This window comes from Moraxella sp. K127, assembly GCF_015223095.1.
Lineage (GTDB): Bacteria > Pseudomonadota > Gammaproteobacteria > Pseudomonadales > Moraxellaceae > Moraxella.
Map to the genome: position 1 here is coordinate 1 of NZ_JADFBZ010000123.1, position 304 is coordinate 304.

At 35.2% G+C, this 304-nt stretch carries 1 protein-coding gene; it reads right to left on the reverse strand.

Going from position 1 to position 304, the window contains the following annotated elements:
• The coding region (locus tag IM753_RS12900; RefSeq protein ID WP_194092793.1) for an IS3 family transposase at positions 1-304 on the reverse strand (304 nt) is incomplete at both ends.

Consider the following 304-nt stretch of genomic DNA (forward strand, 5'->3'; position numbering starts at 1 on the left):
TATTAACCCTAATTGGACTAAGTTTCTGTACTTAACAGGACTTAGTCCTTTTAATTTGCTCTTTATTCTATCATGATTGTAGTAGTGTATGTACTCATCAATCACTTGTTTAAGTTCATCTGTTGATGTAAATGTGGTTGTCTCATAAAATATCTCTTGTTTTAGCGTACCAAAGAAGCTCTCTATCACAGCATTATCCAAACAATTGCCTTTTCTTGACATGCTTTGGGTTAAGCCTTGTTCTTTTAGGGTTTGTTGATACTGGTGCATTTGATAGTGCCAGCCTTGGTCTGAATGAATGATG